The organism is Skermanella rosea, from assembly GCF_016806835.2.
GTDB lineage: Bacteria > Pseudomonadota > Alphaproteobacteria > Azospirillales > Azospirillaceae > Skermanella > Skermanella rosea.
The window spans coordinates 5269582-5284206 of sequence record NZ_CP086111.1; the positions used below are offsets into that span (position 1 = coordinate 5269582).

The 14625-nt window shown below is 69.1% G+C and carries 13 protein-coding genes; 6 read left to right on the forward strand and 7 right to left on the reverse strand.

What is annotated here, in order from left to right:
* The gene (gene rnhA, locus JL101_RS24625) at window positions 1-462 is read left to right on the forward strand and encodes a ribonuclease HI (protein ID WP_203099647.1); all 462 of its coding nucleotides are present in this window, start codon (window positions 1-3) and stop codon (window positions 460-462) included.
* A 16-nt stretch (window positions 463-478) separates the two neighbouring features.
* On the opposite strand, the gene JL101_RS24630 is transcribed toward rnhA, so the two are convergent.
* Both JL101_RS24630 and JL101_RS24635 read right to left on the reverse strand, forming a co-directional pair.
* Window positions 479-1513 (reverse strand): porin, encoded by a 1035-nt coding sequence (locus JL101_RS24630; RefSeq protein WP_203099648.1) that lies wholly within the window; start codon window positions 1511-1513, stop codon window positions 479-481.
* 238 nt (window positions 1514-1751) lie between these two features.
* The gene (locus JL101_RS24635) at window positions 1752-1961 is read right to left on the reverse strand and encodes a hypothetical protein (RefSeq protein WP_203099649.1); all 210 of its coding nucleotides are present in this window, start codon (window positions 1959-1961) and stop codon (window positions 1752-1754) included.
* Between the two features lie 232 nt (window positions 1962-2193).
* Between JL101_RS24635 and JL101_RS24640 the strand changes: the two genes are divergently transcribed.
* Both JL101_RS24640 and JL101_RS24645 read left to right on the forward strand, forming a co-directional pair.
* The gene (locus JL101_RS24640) at window positions 2194-3009 is read left to right on the forward strand and encodes a peptidoglycan-binding domain-containing protein (RefSeq protein WP_203099650.1); all 816 of its coding nucleotides are present in this window, start codon (window positions 2194-2196) and stop codon (window positions 3007-3009) included.
* 140 nt (window positions 3010-3149) lie between these two features.
* On the forward strand, window positions 3150-4829 hold the full coding sequence (locus tag JL101_RS24645) for a putative transporter (RefSeq protein ID WP_203099651.1): 1680 nt from the start codon (window positions 3150-3152) through the stop codon (window positions 4827-4829).
* Between the two features lie 3 nt (window positions 4830-4832).
* Here JL101_RS24645 and JL101_RS24650 read toward each other — a convergent pair whose 3' ends face one another.
* Entirely contained in the window at window positions 4833-5687 is an 855-nt protein-coding gene (locus JL101_RS24650; protein WP_203099652.1) for an alpha/beta hydrolase family esterase, read from the reverse strand.
* 5 nt (window positions 5688-5692) lie between these two features.
* The gene (locus JL101_RS24655) at window positions 5693-6217 is read right to left on the reverse strand and encodes a DUF4142 domain-containing protein (RefSeq protein WP_203099653.1); all 525 of its coding nucleotides are present in this window, start codon (window positions 6215-6217) and stop codon (window positions 5693-5695) included.
* A 188-nt stretch (window positions 6218-6405) separates the two neighbouring features.
* On the opposite strand from JL101_RS24655, the gene JL101_RS24660 reads away from it, so the two are divergent.
* Window positions 6406-8520 carry an ATP-binding protein gene (locus JL101_RS24660; RefSeq protein ID WP_203099654.1) on the forward strand — a complete coding sequence of 705 codons (2115 nt, stop codon included), beginning with the start codon at window positions 6406-6408 and terminating at the stop codon, window positions 8518-8520.
* A gap of 21 nt (window positions 8521-8541) precedes the next feature.
* Window positions 8542-8976, forward strand: a complete 435-nt coding sequence (locus tag JL101_RS24665; RefSeq protein ID WP_211111238.1) for a response regulator — start codon at window positions 8542-8544, stop codon at window positions 8974-8976.
* Here the strand turns inward: JL101_RS24665 and choX are convergent.
* Complete coding sequence (gene choX, locus JL101_RS24670) at window positions 8951-9907, reverse strand: choline ABC transporter substrate-binding protein (protein WP_203099655.1); 957 nt, start codon at window positions 9905-9907, stop codon at window positions 8951-8953. The genes JL101_RS24665 and choX overlap by 26 nt on opposite strands.
* A 37-nt stretch (window positions 9908-9944) precedes the next feature.
* The gene (gene betC / locus JL101_RS24675; RefSeq protein ID WP_407697354.1) at window positions 9945-11438 is read right to left on the reverse strand and encodes a choline-sulfatase; all 1494 of its coding nucleotides are present in this window, start codon (window positions 11436-11438) and stop codon (window positions 9945-9947) included.
* Window positions 11439-11731: 293 nt separating this feature from the next.
* Between betC and JL101_RS24680 the strand changes: the two genes are divergently transcribed.
* The gene (locus tag JL101_RS24680; RefSeq protein WP_203099657.1) at window positions 11732-12682 is read left to right on the forward strand and encodes a choline sulfate utilization transcriptional regulator; all 951 of its coding nucleotides are present in this window, start codon (window positions 11732-11734) and stop codon (window positions 12680-12682) included.
* Here JL101_RS24680 and JL101_RS24685 read toward each other — a convergent pair.
* Window positions 12664-14148, reverse strand: a complete 1485-nt coding sequence (locus tag JL101_RS24685) for a DUF2264 domain-containing protein (RefSeq protein WP_203099658.1) — start codon at window positions 14146-14148, stop codon at window positions 12664-12666. The two genes, JL101_RS24680 and JL101_RS24685, sit on opposite strands and share 19 nt — an antisense overlap.
* Window positions 14149-14625 lie beyond the last annotated feature (477 nt).

The window sequence follows — 14625 nt, forward strand, 5'->3', positions numbered from 1 at the left end:
ATGGGCACCGAATCGAATGGCCCCAAGGTCGTCGACATCTATACCGACGGTGCCTGCAGCGGCAATCCGGGGCCGGGCGGCTGGGGCGCCATCCTGCGCTACGGCGCCGTCGAGAAGGAAATGTGCGGCGGCGAGCCGAACACGACCAACAACCGGATGGAGCTGATGGCGGCGATCCAGGCCCTGGAGGCGCTGAAGCGCCCGGTCAAGGTCAGGCTCCACACCGACAGCCAGTACGTCAAGGACGGGATCACCAAGTGGATCCATGGCTGGAAATCCCGCGGCTGGCAGACCGCCGACAAGAAGCCGGTCAAGAACGTCGAGCTGTGGCAGCGCTTGGACGCCGCCAAGGCCGGCCACGAGATCGAGTTCCACTGGGTCCGCGGCCATGCCGGCCACCCGGAGAACGAGCGCGCCGACGAGCTGGCGCGCAAGGGTCTCCAGGAGGCGCGGCGTCGGTGAACCGCGCCCGCCCGAGTCAGAATTCCAGGTTGACCGCGATCAGGGCCACGTAGCCGTCCCCGACCTCCGGATCCTCGTCGTCGAAGAAGATCAGGTCGGGGCCGACGGTCAGGCCGGAAGCGACCTGGTAGGCAGCACCCACGGCATAGATGTCGATGCCCCGGCCGGGCAGGTCGACCTTCTGGTACTGCGCCGCCACGCCCCAGGCATCCGCCTCGTAGCTGACGCCGACGTTCCAGGACTTGGCGTCCGGGTCGTCGGTCTCGATCAGGCTGTCGCCGTTGTCGTTGTAGGCGCCGCCGACCTTGAAGCCCTGGTAGCCGACCTGGGCGCCGACGCCCCAGGCGTCGAAATCCTCCGCCTCGGTCCCATCGTTGGCGTCGCCGTGGACATAGCCGGCGCCGATCTCCAGCGAGAAGCCGGCGACCTCCCGCTCGTAGCCGATGCCGGCCTCGATCAGGTCCTTGTAAAGGTTGTCCGTGTCAGGGTCCGTCGGATCCAGGCCGACGACGTTCTGGCCTTCGCTGTCGAGCTGCGGCGTGTAGGAGACGCCGGCCCGCAGGCCGCCGATCTCCGGGGTCATGTAGGTGACCTTGGTCGAGTCGGAGGTGTCGGTCGGCAGCAGCAGGTCGTCGGTATCGATGTCCGGCCCGGCGAAGTCGAACCAGTCCTCGTCGATCTGGCCGTTGCCCACGGTGGGCGCGAAGACGAACAGCTGGTCGGCGGCGCCGTCCTGGTCGCCGAATTCCAGCCGCCCCCAGGCGCCGCCGAGATAGACCGACGCCTCGTCGGTGACGATGCCGCCGCCGGCGCCCTCGTTCTCCAGCTCGATCCGCGCGCCGTAGAGCAGGCCGTTGTCGGCCTTGCCGTCGGCGGCGACATGGATCTCGACCTCGTTCTGGAACTCCCGGGTGGTCGCGCCGGGGGCGTCGCCGTCGAAGGTGGCACCCCGGAAGGTCGTGAAACCACCGAGCTTCACCGTGAGCTGCGCCTCGGCCGGCTGGGGCTGCATCACCGCCAGTGCCGCTCCGGCAAGCAAGGCAGCACTCAAGGACCTCGATCTGGACAACATCGAACCGCTCCGAAACACATGAACCCTGGAGCGGATTTCTAAGGATAAATCAATGCATCACAAAAAGAGCAAAGGTCTAATTCCGACCGAATCCTCTTGCTGTGCCATATAGGTGACACCTTCATTGCAGGAAGAATCCATTACTCCTTGCATGATGGAGATCTTTGCGAAACATGACTGCAACGATACTGAAACATCAAATTATATGCTTCGACATTCAATCCGGACTGCCGAAGCGTTCAACGGCCGGAGAACCTCCGAGCGGATCGGCAGGCTTGTCGGCCTCCCGGGTCTTCCGCATCTTGAGATTGGCTTCCTGCGCCTCCTGCCCCGATTCGTCGTCGAACAGTCTCTCGACAGTCCGAGCGTTCTCCGCGGGATCGCTCTTCAGGGCATCGGAAAGATCGGGAACCGGCTTCCTTTCCACGGCGCTGCTCCTTGGATGGATCGCAGCGTGAACACCCCGGCGGGGGCTCGGGTTCCAGGCCGCCCCTCCGTTATCCGCTACTGATTGTTGCGCCAACGTATCACACCCGAACTTCCCGGCGGCGGGTGCCAAAAAAACTGCGGCGCGCCCGGGGCATGGCCTGATATGAAAGATAGGGTTACTCTGCCAGGGAGTTTTTGGAATGGGGTTCCGGGGGCATTGGCTCGCGGTATTGAGCGTTGCGGTCTGCCTGTCGGTATCGGCTCCCGGGGCCGGTCCGGCCCGTGCCGCCGATCCGAAGAGCGCCGACGTGCAGTGGGCGCAGACGATCCTGAAGGACAAGGGTTTCTTCAAGGGCCGTCCCAACGGCGACATGAACGATCCGACCCGCACGGCCCTGCGCGCCTATCAGAAATCGGCCGGGCTGAAGCAGACGGGAGAACTCGACCAAGCGACCACCAACCATATGCTCGCGGCACGCCAGGCCGCGGCGGCGCCGACCATGGGCAATCTCGCCGGGCCGAACGGCCGTCCCCAGCCGAGCCAGGCCCCCCGCGGCGAAGCGCCCAAGCCGATGGCGGCGCCGAGGACCCAGGTCGACTCCCACGGCGCGCCCGAGGGCGTGCAGGCCCTCGGCGTGGTCGGCCGGTCCTCCGGCCAGTCCGAGACCGCCGGGAACTCCAGCTACACCGCGCCCGCTCCGGCGAGGCGCGCCGCGGCGCCCGGTGAACCGGTTCCCCAGGCCGCCCCCCGCACCGCCGTCGACTCCGTCGGGCAAGCCCCGCCGGAAGGCATGCGCGAAGCGCCGGACCCGGCGGGCAGCGGGATCATCGTGCCGGAATGGGTGCGGACCGGCGTGATCGGCATCCTGGCCGGGACCTTCGGCATCGCCGGCCTGACCTTCTGGCTGAGCGGACGGCGGCCGTCGCGCAGGCGCACCGCCGCCGGTGCGGCCGACCCGGCGACCCAGCGGCGGGAACCCAGCTTCGACGGCGGCAAAGCGGCGGCGGGCGGCGCTCCGGTGCTGCGCGCGAGCCGGCCCTCCTGACCGGATCGCAGCCCGAAACGGTTCGGCGTCGGGACAAATTGTTGCATTGCAGCAAAAGCTGTGGGCAGGGATGGCCGTCCCGGCGTAGCATCCCTGCCGCCGTACGTACCCTCCCCTGACCGACCGGGATATCCCCGCCCATGGAACTTCTGACCGGCCTGATCGGCGACTTGCCGGCCGTCGCCCAGGTCATGCTGATGCTGTGCCTCGTCGCCGTGCTGGGTCTGGCCCTGGGCGAGATCAGGTTGGGCGGCGTCGGACTCGGGATCGGCGGCGTCCTGTTCGCCGGGATCGCGGTCGGGCACGCCGCCAAGCTGGCGGGGGTGTCGCTTGACCACGCCATGCTCGACTTCGCGCGGGAGTTCGGGCTGATCCTGTTCGTCTACAGCATCGGCATCCAGGTCGGCCCCGGCTTCTTCTCCGCGCTGAAGCGGTCCGGCCTGGCGCTCAACCTGATGGCGGCGGCGATGGTCGGGCTCGGCGCCGCGACGGCGGTCGCGATCCATCTGGCGGGCGGGCTGCCGCTGCCGGTCGTGCTGGGCCTGTTCTCCGGCGCCGTGACCAACACGCCGTCGCTGGGCGCCGCGCAGCAAGTGCTGAAGGAGGTCGGCGCCGCGCCGGAGATGCTGGCCCTGCCCAGCCTGGGCTACGCCATGGCCTATCCCTTCGGCATCGCCGGCATCCTGATCACCATGCTGGCGGTGAAGGCCCTGTTCCGGCTCGACCCGGCCGAAGCGGCCCGAGCCTTCGAGGAGCGGCGGCGGTCGGAGGTGGCGGCGCTGGAGACCATGAACGTGGCGGTCCGAAACGAGGCGCTGGGCGGCCGGGCGATCGGCGACCTGCCCGGACTGGCGGGCTGCGGCGTGATCGTCTCGCGCATGATGCGGGACGGCAGGCTGCGGGTGCCCCACGACGGCACCCTGCTCCAGGCGGGCGACGTGCTGCACCTCGTCGGGCCGAAGCCCGGCCTGCTCAGAATGCGGTCGGTGCTGGGGCCGGAGAGCGACCTCGAGCTCACCACCAAGGGAACCGACCTCGCCTGGGCGCGGGTGGTGGTGACCAACTCCCAGGTGCTGGGCAGGTCGATCGCGGCCTTGAACGTCCAGGACACCTACGACGTCCGCATCTCGCGCGTGGTCCGGTCGGGGGTCGAGCTGGTGCCCGATCCCGCCTTCAGGCTCCAGTTCGGCGACATCGTCAACGTCATCGGCACGCCGGAGCATATCCGGCAGGTCGCGGGCGTGCTGGGCAATTCGGAACGCCGGCTCCAGCAGGTCCATCTGGTGCCGATGTTCCTCGGCATCCTGCTGGGGCTGCTGCTGGGCAGCGTGCCCCTGGCGGTGCCGGGACTGCCCGCGCCGCTGAAGCTGGGGCTCGCCGGCGGGCCGCTGATCGCGGCGATCCTGCTGGCCCGCGTGGGCCATGTCGGGCCGCTGGTCTGGTTCATGCCGCCGGTCGCCAACACGGCGCTGCGCGAGCTGGGCATCGTGCTGTTCCTGGCTGTCGTGGGGTTCCGGTCGGGGGACCGCTTCGTCGATACCCTGGTCCACGGCGACGGGCTGGCCTGGATGGCCTGCGGCGCGCTGATCACCATCGTCCCGCTCATGGCCGTGGCGCTGTTCGCCCATCTGGCGATGCGGCTCAATTATCTGAGCCTGTGCGGCCTGCTGGCGGGATCCATGACCGACCCGCCCGCTCTGGCCTTCGCCGGTGCCATGGCCCGGAGCGAGGCGCCCGCCCTCGCCTACGCGACCGTCTACCCCCTGGTGATGTGCCTGCGCATCCTGGCGCCCCAGGTGATGGTGCTGCTCCTCGCCTGACGCTCAGCGGAGACCCTGGAAGAAGTCCATGATCGCCTCCGCGGTCCCCGGCGGCCACTGGTGCGGATAATAGCGTCCGCGGGCATTGAGGTCGCGGTCGTGCGGGCACCACAGCACCGGGTTGGCGGGATCGCGGTCGGCGAACCGCTCGCACCGGAAGGCGCCGGCCCCGGCCGGCTCCGGGGAGGCCGCGTCCTGGCCGTTCTGGGCCACCAGCGTGTCGCGGGCCCGCTCGCCTTCGGAGATCGGGACCAGCTCGTCCGCCGGGTTGTGCAGCATCAGCGCCGCGACGCTGCCCCGGCAGCGGGACGGCACGATCCCCCCGGCGACGCTGCCGACGCCGCGGATCCGGTCGCCGCGGGCGCAGGCCAGGCTGTTGACGAACGACGCCCCAAGCGAATGCCCGACCACGAAGATGCGGTCGGGATCGACGCAGTAGCTCCCGGCGAAGCGGGCCACGACGGCGTCGAACAGGGCATAGTCCCGCAGGCTCCCCGACCGGTCTCCGGGATCGGACCAGCTGAAGGTGCCGTCGGCCTGCCGCAGGGCCTGGGGATAGACGAACAGGGTCGGCTCGCGGGCCGCCTTGTCCAGGCCGTAATAGCCCCTGACCTGGGCATTGTCGTTGGTCCGCCCGTGGAAGGCCACGACCAGCCGGTGCGGCCGGCCCGGCTCGTAGCCGGCCGGGATATCGGCGATCAGCGCGCGCTCCCGCCCGTCCACCACGACGCTGTCCGGCGGCGTGGCCGGCGGCGGGCGGCCGCAGCCGACCGACGACCCCGCCCCTTCCGCGGTGGCGCAGGCCGACAGCAGGAACAGCGGGACCGGCAGCAGGGCGAGCCATCGGGCGGCGGTCATGACGCCTATTCCCCGGCCGCCGCGGGCGGCAGCTCGTCGCCGAGCGAGCGGGCGATCTCCAGGTGGTCGCGCAGCGACAGCAGGTGGTTCGCCGCGAAAGTGCGGAGCGCCGGATCGGCGCCCTCCCGCGACTGCCGGTCGAACAGGTCGATCAGCGTCTCCTGCGTCGCCGTCTCGGTCTCCAGGTAGGCCCGGTCGAAGGCGGCACCCGTCAGGTCCAGCAGGCCGTTCGGCGCCGGGTCCGGCGATGCCCCGGCGGGTGCCGGAGCGATCCCCGCGTCACCGGCGAGCACGGTGAGTTCCTGGTTGATCGGCCCCTGGTCCTCGACGACCCGCTCCGCCAGGGTCCGGACCCGCCCGTCATGGGCCTTGGCCAGCGCCTGCTCCGCGGTTTCCAGCCGGACGAGGCCGGCGCGCGACGCCTGCTCGACGAACCGGCGGTCCTGCGCCGCGGGTTCGGCGGCAGGGGCGGGAACGGGATGTCCCACCGCCCAGGCGAGCAGGAGAAGAACGGCGGCTGGCAGCTTCATCGCGTCTGGTCCATGGCATTGCGCCCCGGGTATCGGGGCTTCCAGCTTGCTGAACAACATTGATGCCCGGTTGCTCCGGACCGGGCGCTTCAGCATACCGGGCCGCGCATAAAATATTAATACTTACTGAGCATACAATCCTTTCTGTCCGCAGGGACATCCTACCGCCAGACAGGGAATACTTCCGCATGGGACCGCGCGACAGGTCCGGAGGATTGCGCAGGTCCGACCGAAAGCGCTGGGCCGCCCAGGCATTCGGCCTCGGGATCGTCAGCTTGCTCAGCTTCATGCTGCTGCTCCAGCTGCGGCAGGACCGGGCCGCGGCCCTGGCCAGCGCGACGGCGACCGCCGACCGGCTTTCCCGGGTGCTCGAGGCGCACACGCGGGAGACCGCCTCCGCCGTCGGGGCCGTGCTGGCCGCCACCGCCTTCCACCTGCGCATGAGCACCCGGGCCGACACGCTGCAGCCGGACCGGGTACGCCGGGTGCTGCTGGAGAACGCGAACAGCCTGCCCTACCTGGGCGCCCTGTCGTTCATCGGGGCCGACGGGCTGCTGGTCGCCTCGACGCGAAGGGAACTGCCCCCCTCGGCCGACATCTCGTCCCGCGACTATTTCCGCCGCCACGCCGCCGGCGAAACCGGCCTGCTGATGGGATCGGCGGTGCCGAGCCTGGTTTCCCAGAACGTGGTCCTGCCGATCAGCCAGCGGGTCGAGACGGTCGAGGGTGCCTTTGCCGGCGTGCTCGTGGCGGTGATCGACTTCCGGCACTTCCAGGCGTTCTACCGGACCCTCAGGATCGGGGACCTGGGGCTCGTGGCACTCTATTCCGGCGAGCGCGTGATGACGCTCGAACTTCCGGACGGCCGGTCCGGCGCCTATGGCGACGTATCGACCGGGATGCTGTTCCGCGACGTCCTGCCCGACGCCGGGGTCGGAACATTCCACGCGGAAACGCCGCTCGACGGCGTCGACCGGATCATGGGCATCCGCACCATCGACGGCCTGTCGCTCGGCGCCGTGGTCGGCGTCTCGGTCGAGGAGGCGCTGGCCGACTGGCGCCTCGGCGCCCGCAGCCACGCCCTGGTCTGGCTGGCGGCGGGGCTGGGCGTGGTCGGGCTGACCGTCATGCTTCTGGGCCAGATGCACCGCCGGGACCGGGCGACCGAGGCCCTGCGCGCGGCGGGAGAGCGGCTCTGCCGCGACGAGCAGCACCTGACCCGGGCCCAGACCGTGTCGCGCATGGGCAGCTGGGAGCTGGACCTGGTATCCGGCCGGGTCCTCTGGTCGCCCATGATGTACCGGATCTTCGGCCAGCCGATGGCGTACCGTCCGACGGTCGCCAACATCTTCGAACTGGTGGGCGAGGAGATCCGCGGCGACCTGCGGCGCTTCCTGGACGAGGCGGTCGCCGGCTCGTCGCCCCCCGGCATCGAGTTCGACATCACCCGGCCGGACGGCGGTACGCGGCGCTGCCGCTGCAAGTGCGAGCCCGTCCTGTCCGGCGGCCGGACCGTCGCGATCATCGGGACCCTGCAGGACGTCACCGAGCAGCGCCGGGCCGAGGCCAAGCGGCTGGAGCTCGAACGGCAGCTGCAGCAGGCGATGAAGATGGAAGCGCTGGGCACCCTGGCCGGCGGCATCGCCCACGACCTGAACAACGCCCTGGTGCCCGTACTCGGCTTGACCGAATGCGTGCTGGAAAGCCTTCCCCCCGGCAGCGCGGAGCGCGCCGACCTGGAGGTGGTGGTCCATGGCGCCGCCCGGGCCCGCGACCTGGTGCGCCAGATCCTCGCCTTCAGCCGCAAGGAAACGCCGGAGCGCAGGCCCGTCGATGTCGGGGCCCTGCTCGGCTCCGCCTGGGAACTGCTGCGCCACGCGCTGCCGCCCACCGTCACGGTCGACTTCCGCTGCGCTTCCGGAGCGCAGGTCATGGCCGATCCGTCGCAGCTCCACCAGGTGGTCGTCAACCTGGTGACCAACGCCGCGCAGGCGATCGGGGACCGTGCCGGAACCGTCACCGTGACCGTGGCCGCCGCCGGCGGAGAGGTCCGCCTGAGCGTCGCCGACACCGGATCCGGCATGGACGAGGCGGTCCTGGCGCGCGTCTTCGAACCCTTCTTCACGACCAAGCCGGTCGGCGAAGGCACGGGCCTCGGCCTTGCCGTCGTCCACGGCATCGTGACCGGCCATGGCGGCCGCATCGAGTGCCGGAGCCGGCCCGGCGAAGGCACGGTGTTCGATATCCACCTGCCCGCCCTCGAGGCGGCCGGCCTGGAACCCGTCCCCTGCGACTTCATCTGACGAACAGCGACAGGTATTCGAATGGATTCCCTTCCCGACCCCGCCCAGGCGAAGACGATCGTCGTGATCGACGACGAGAAGCTGGTCCGGCTGACACTGTCCCGCATCCTGACCCGGGCCGGCTACCGCGTCGCCGAGGCCGCCAACGGCGAGGAAGGACTCGGCGAGGTCGCCCGCTGCCGGCCGGACCTCGTGATCTGCGACATCCTGATGCCGACCAAGGAGGGGATCGAGACGATCCGGGAACTGCGGCGCATTCTCCCGGACCTGCCGATCATGGCGATCTCGGGCGGCGGACGGCTCGGCAGCTGCGATTTCCTGCGACATGCCGAACAGTTCGGCGCCCGGGCGACGCTCCGGAAGCCGTTCCTGCCGGAAGAGGTGATCCGGACGGTGGGCCGGCTGCTTCCCGGACCGGCCCTGCCGTCGGTCAGTCCAGCTTCAGCGCCTGCCTGACCGCCGGGAGCGCCGGCTCGCCGCCCAGGGTGGTGACGCCGTCGAGCCAGGCGGCGATCGGCTCGGGATCGGCCTTCAGGACTTCCGCCGCGGCCACGGTGGGATCCTGCCGCTTGTCCTCGATCCCCTGCATGATCGCGTTCTCCATGTCGGTGGTGAAGGCGAGCTGGCTGAACAGCTTGCCGGCGTTCGGGCAGTCCTGGGCATAGCCGCGGCGCGCCAGGGTGTTGATCGTGGTGCCGCCGTAGTTGGCCCCGAAATACTCGTCGCCGCCGCTGAGATAGGTGATGTCGAACTTCTCGTTCATCGGATGCGGCTCCCAGGCGAGGAACACGATCCAGTCGTCCCGCCGGGCCTTGCGGTTGACCTGGGCCAGCATGCCCTGCTCGCTCGACGGCACAAGCGACCAGTCGCCCAGCCCGAAGGCGTCGGCCCCGATCATCCGGTCGATGTTCTGGTTGGCGGGAGCCCCGGGATCGATGCCGTAAATCTTGCTTTCGAACTTGTCGGCGAACTTGTCCAGGTCGGCGAAGCTGCGGACGCCGGCCTCCGCGACATAGTTGGGCACCGCCAGCGTGAACTTGGCGTTCTCCAGGTTGGCGCGCAGCAGGTCGGCCTCCTTGTTCTCCAGCAGGGGGCCGGCGAGGTGGCTCTGGGCCGGCATCCAGTTGCCGAGGAAGACGTCGATCTGGCCGGTCTTCAGGCCCTGGAAGGTGATCGGCACCGCCACCGTCTCGACCTTCTGCTCGTAGCCCAGCGCCTTCAGCAGGATGCCGGCGACCGCGTTGGTCGCGGTGATGTCGGTCCAGCCCGGATCGGACATGCGGACCAGCTTGCAGGAGGCCGGGTCCGCCGCCTCGGCCCGGGCCACCGGCAGCGCCGCCAGGAAGCCGGCAAGCGCCATGCCTGCCGCCACGCTCATTGCCTTCATCGTCGGTCCTTTCGCATCTGTTCCCAAGATCGGCGGCTCAGGGTCGTTGAACCGCCGGGAAGCGGGCCATCGCCTCCAGCTCGTCGAGATCGATATGGTTGCGCATGTATTTCCGCGAGGCGTCGTTCGGCGGATGGTGGTCCCAGGACCGGCGCTCGCCGTGGCAGAGCGCGTCATAGACCAGGTGCCGCCGCCGCTGGCTTTCCAGCACCCGGGCGTGCAGCGCCGGCAGGTCCCAGCGCCGGGCGACCTCCGCCCGGTAGGCGGCGACGGTGTCGGCCGCCTCAGGCCGCTCCGCCAGGTTGACCAGCTCGTCCGGATCGTCGGCCAGGTCGTAGAGCTGGTCGGGGTCGGCCGGGCAGTGGACGAACTTCTCGGTCCCGCGCCGGATCATGACGACAGGCGCCACGGCACCCTCCGCAAGGTATTCGCCGATCGCCTCGTCGTGGCCGCCGGTCCCCTGGAGGTGGGGAAGCAGGCTGCGGCCCTCGATCGGCGTAGCAAAGGACGGGGCGGCGCCGTCATGGGCGATCTCCGTCAGGGTGGGCAGAAGGTCGACGGAGGAGACGGAGGACGCCACCCGCCGCGCCTGGAAGCGCCCGGGCGCATGGACGATCAGCGGGATGCGGCAGGACGGCTCGAAGAAGCTCATCTTGTACCAGAGCCCGCGCTCGCCCAGCATCTCGCCATGGTCGGACAGCAGCACGACGATGGTGTTCTCCGCTTGGCCGCTGTCGCGCAGGGACCGCATCACCAGCCCGATCTGGTCGTCGATGAAGGAGACGGACCCGTAATAGGCCCGCCGCGCGTTGCGGACGTGCCGCTCCGTGATCTCCGCGTTGTCCATGTCATAGACATGCCGCAGCCGGCGGGAATGGGGATCGAGCCGGTCGGGCGGGATCGTGATGCGCGGCGGCGCGATCTCGTCGTCGCGGTACCGGTTCCAGTACTCCTCGGTGATCGCGTAGGGATCATGGGGATGGGTCATCGACACGACCATGCAGAACGGCCGGTCGTCGCGCCCGCGGGCGATGTCGAACAGCTTGCGCCGCGCCTCGAACACCACCTCCTCGTCGAAATCGAGCTGGTTGGTCCGCACGCACAGCCCGGCGTCGATGACGGAGCCCATGTTGTGGTACCAGGACGGCCGGTGGTCGAAATCGCTCCAGTCCGGAGTCCAGCCGAAATCGGCGGGATAGATGTCGGTGGTCAGACGCTGCTCGAACCCGTGGAGCTGGTCCGGCCCGCAGAAATGCATCTTGCCGGACAGGATGGTCTGGTACCCGGCATGGCGCAGGTAATGGGCGAAGGTCGGGACGTCGGACGGGAACTCCGCCGAATTGTCGTAGGCGCCGATCGCCGACGGCAGCCGGCCGGACATGAAGACGTAGCGCGACGGCGCGCACAGGGGGCTGTTGCAATAGGCGGATTCGAAGGTGACCCCGCCGGCCGCCAGCGCGTCGATATGCGGCGTCTTCGCCGGTCCGCCGCCATAGGCCGCCAGCACCCCCGGTGTCAGTTGATCGGCCATGAGGATCAGTATGTTCGGCCGGCCCGCAGTGCGCCCTGACATTCAATCCACCCTTCTCTGCTGTGCCTGCTCACCGCACGTCGGACGATGACCGGGTCAAGCCCGGTCATCGTCCGACGTCGAGGTAAGTCCCCGGCCGGGCGAAACGTTCCATCCGGCGATGCCATTCCGCCCGATGATCCGCGCCCGCGCATCCCCTGGAATTCCGTTCCGGAACTTCCTGTGCGTAGAATTCCAGGCGAATGCGGTCGATGTGAAGCCGCTCGTTGATCATGATGGTATGAGGACCGCTCATGTCGAACCGCCGCCCGCCGCTCCAGCCCCTGGCCTTCTTCGAGGCCGCCGGACGCCACCTGAACTTCAGCGCGGCGGCGCGCGAATTGGGCGTGACCCAATCGGCGGTCAGCCATCAGGTCGCCTGGCTCGAAGCGGACCTGGGCGTGCCGCTGTTCCGTCGGCTCCACCGGGGCGTGGCCCTGACCGCCGAGGGCGGCCGCCTTTTCGAAGTGGTGCGCCGGGGACTGGACGAGATCGGCGCCGTGCTGGCCGCGATCCGGGCCGGGCGCGGCCGCCGGGTCCTGAACGTGGCGACCGATTTCGGTTTCGCGGCGTGGTGGCTGATGCCCCGCTTGGCGGAACTGCGCGAACGGATGCCCGACCTGGACGTCCGCATCGTCACCTCGCAGGACGCGATCGACATCCGGCGTGAGGCGATCGACGTGGCCGTGAGTTTCGGCACCGGCGCCTGGCCCGGCTGCACCGCCCGCCGCCTGTTCCCGGAGATCGTGGTCCCGATCTGCAGCCCGGGCTTCCTCGACGGATCAGGCCTTTCCGCCCCCCCGGAACTGCTGGCGTCCCTGCCCCTCCTCCACCTGGAAAGCTCGGATGCGGCGCCCTGGCTGTCCTGGCGCGACTGGTTCGAGCTTCGCGGGGTGGCGGGCCGCCGGCCGGCCGGCCTAGACCTGACCTTCAACAACTATCCCCTGGTGCTGCAGGCGGCGCTGATGGGCCAGGGCGTGGCGCTGGGCTGGTCGCCGCTGATCGACTCGCTGGTGAAGGGCGGCCAGCTGGCCACGCTCGGCGCCCCAGTCGAGCGCGCCGACCGCGGCTACTTCATCGTCGAGGCGGGAGAAGGCGCGCCGGTTCCGGGACCGGCCGGCGAAAGCCGCGAGGTGTTCAGGAAGTGGATCCTGGAGGAGGCGGGAAGCCAGCCGGTCGCCCTCTCCTACTGCCGCGTCGGATAGGGTTCGGCGGTCGAGTAGAACCTGCCGTCGTACTTGACCGCGTGGTTGTAGGGCCGGTACAGGCGCATCGTGAGGTGCTCCATCGTCCGGCGCAGCAGCGTGTGGCCGCCGACCGGATGCTCGACGTCCGGGTTGGCGGGGATCTCGATCGTGATGTCGCCGGTCGCCTGCCGCCCGGAGACCTTCCAGCCGATCTTCTCCAGATCCAGGTCGTAGTCGGCGACCTCGACGGGCAGGGGCTGCTCAGGCTCGGTCCAGAAGGGCGAGCCGGGCGGCTGGAGGAAGGCCATGACGAGCGACCGCAAGCCCCAGTGGCAGCTTCCGGTGCCGGTATAGGGCTCGACGAAGCGGAGATCCTGGCCGTAATAGCCCTGGGTCAGCTGCCCGCCCCGGAGGGCGCCCCGCTCCACGAAGTGCCGCCACACCGCGTCCAGCGCCCGGCGCGCCCGTCCCGGCGCCACGTTCTCGGGCGCTGCGGCGGCCTCCGCCACGACGGCGGCCGGGATCGCCGTACGGTAGCAGATGCTGCGCCCCATGATCGGAACGCCTTTGGGGCTGATCAGGTGGAGGATGTTGGAGGTGGACGCCTGGAGGGCATCCGCGTTGAAGTCGGCGTCGAAGTCGGGATCGACCATCCGGATCCAGGCCAGTTCGTAGCTGATGCCCCACGCATTGTAGAAGTCGATGCCTTCCGGGTTGTCGAAGAACCAGCCATGCCCGCGGTAATGCCCCATGAAGGTCTTGTAGTGGTGCAGCGGAACCTCGGCGCCAGGGACGCCGAGGTCCTTCAGCACGATGCCGACCATCAGGGGGAAGAAGTGCCAATTGTTGTCGCGGACCTTCACGGTCAGGGCCGGGGACAGCCAAGCGCCGATCCGGTCCCGCTCGGCGGGGGTCAGGCGGTCCCAGATGCGCTCCCGGGTCATCCACAGGATGCGGGCGACATCGGCGGCCTCGACGGTGCGCTGGTTGTAATCCCGCAGGTCGCCCCAGTAGGCGTCGCCTTCCCTGTCCGTCCCGGCCAGCACCCCGGCCCGCAGGACCTCGACCAGATCCACCTCGCCGATGCCGCCGCCGAGCCGGACCACGGGATCGCGGCCGGAATGGATCCAGGCCGCCGCGAGGACCGCCGTCCTGGCGAACCCTTCGAAACCGTTGATCGCATACCCCGCCCCGCTCGGCGCGCCGGGGTACTGGACCCGTTCGCCCCCGGGCGAGCGGTACGTCATGTATCCTTCCATGAAGTAGGTGAACAAAGCCTCGTACCGCTCCTCCACCCCGGCCGCGGGATCGAGAAACGCCGACCGGAGCGCCTCGTCCCGCCGCGTCGGCTCGGATTCGGCCGCCTCGTAGCTCAACCAGCCCGGAATGCCGCGCATCTTGAGATAACCTGCATAGACGCCGCCGAGAAGGAACAGACCTGTGACGAGGAAAAGGAACCACTTACGCGAAAAACGCGACTTCATTCAGAGCCAAACCTCAACGTGCCAGACAAACAAAAGCCGCGGCATCCGGTGCGGACGCGAGTTGCCGAGGCCACGAACCCGGATTGTCTATGCTCCGGGCCGGAATATCTGTGAGTTGTATCTCAGGGATGGCACGAAGGCGAAGCTTTAGGTTGAGAAAATACGGATGCCTTCAAAGTTTTCATGACAATCCCGGGGCTCTCCATAAGCCAGGAAAAGGGGTCGGAGTGGATATGCCGGGGCAACCAGATCCTTGCCCGCCTGATTGGATCGCCCCGGCACCGGCGAATGGCCGGGCGGCAATCAACCTGACGGTTTCACGCCGGAAGAAACCCCACCCCGATGAACGGGATGGAAATCTCATGATAATAGGTGTAAAAGCCTATCATCCAACTCTCCCGAAGGGTCCCGCCATGCCCGACACCGCCGTCCCGGCACACGCCCGCCACCCGGAAACTTCCGGCCGGGCATGCCAGC

What these genes read in the sequence shown, in the direction of transcription:
- JL101_RS24645 (WP_203099651.1), top strand. Translation starts at nt 3,150, where the DNA reads ATGGAACTTCTGACCGGCCTGATCGGCGACTTGCCGGCCGTCGCCCAG.
- JL101_RS24680 (WP_203099657.1), top strand. Translation starts at nt 11,732, where the DNA reads ATGTCGAACCGCCGCCCGCCGCTCCAGCCCCTGGCCTTCTTCGAGGCC.
- JL101_RS24660 (WP_203099654.1), top strand. Translation starts at nt 6,406, where the DNA reads ATGGGACCGCGCGACAGGTCCGGAGGATTGCGCAGGTCCGACCGAAAG.
- choX (WP_203099655.1), bottom strand. Translation starts at nt 9,907, where the DNA reads ATGAAGGCAATGAGCGTGGCGGCAGGCATGGCGCTTGCCGGCTTCCTG.
- JL101_RS24685 (WP_203099658.1), bottom strand. Translation starts at nt 14,148, where the DNA reads ATGAAGTCGCGTTTTTCGCGTAAGTGGTTCCTTTTCCTCGTCACAGGT.
- rnhA (WP_203099647.1), top strand. Translation starts at nt 1, where the DNA reads ATGGGCACCGAATCGAATGGCCCCAAGGTCGTCGACATCTATACCGAC.
- JL101_RS24665 (WP_211111238.1), top strand. Translation starts at nt 8,542, where the DNA reads ATGGATTCCCTTCCCGACCCCGCCCAGGCGAAGACGATCGTCGTGATC.
- JL101_RS24650 (WP_203099652.1), bottom strand. Translation starts at nt 5,687, where the DNA reads ATGACCGCCGCCCGATGGCTCGCCCTGCTGCCGGTCCCGCTGTTCCTG.
- betC (WP_407697354.1), bottom strand. Translation starts at nt 11,438, where the DNA reads ATGGCCGATCAACTGACACCGGGGGTGCTGGCGGCCTATGGCGGCGGA.
- JL101_RS24655 (WP_203099653.1), bottom strand. Translation starts at nt 6,217, where the DNA reads ATGAAGCTGCCAGCCGCCGTTCTTCTCCTGCTCGCCTGGGCGGTGGGA.